We start from the raw sequence: 435 nt of genomic DNA, 5'->3' as shown, positions 1-435 counted from the left end.
GCGTGCTGCTGCCGCTGGCTGGAGCCAACAAGAGGCCACATTCGGATTGATCGGCTTAATCCAGACGCACATTAATACCATGCGGGAGAATGAAAAGACTGAGGAATCAATCGCCAGAGCGCGGAGGAGACAGCTACTGCATTGCCTTGGAAGCACAGACTGGCGGCTTTGGCATGCGGATAACCAGAGCTCGCAAAACAGATCAGGTGTGCCCGGTGATCCCAAGTCCCAGCATAAATGGGAGCCCACATGGTCGGCAAGGCCATGCGTGATCTTGGCGGCGAGGAGAGCGACTTTCTCCTGAGCCACAACAAAGAGGAAAAGAGGCGGCGAATGACGGCTTTCAATCCAAACGATCCAGTTCACGCGGCAGCCAAAGATTATCGGGACGCGGCAAAAGCACTCTTCGACACTCGCAACGAATCTAGCCTCGAC

General features: G+C 55.4%; 1 protein-coding gene. It reads left to right on the top strand.

The genetic code is table 11. The annotated features are described in order from the left end of the window. Positions 1-249: 249 nt before the first annotated feature. Positions 250-435 (top strand): hypothetical protein (locus BLJAPNOD_RS35115; RefSeq protein ID WP_147294643.1); only part of this gene is annotated, 186 nt, incomplete at its 3' end.

The organism is Ensifer sp. M14 (genome assembly GCF_003355565.1).
GTDB lineage: Bacteria > Pseudomonadota > Alphaproteobacteria > Rhizobiales > Rhizobiaceae > Ensifer.
The sequence above is the reverse complement of the archived record's forward strand: the minus strand, read 5'-3'. Positions and strand labels throughout refer to the sequence as shown.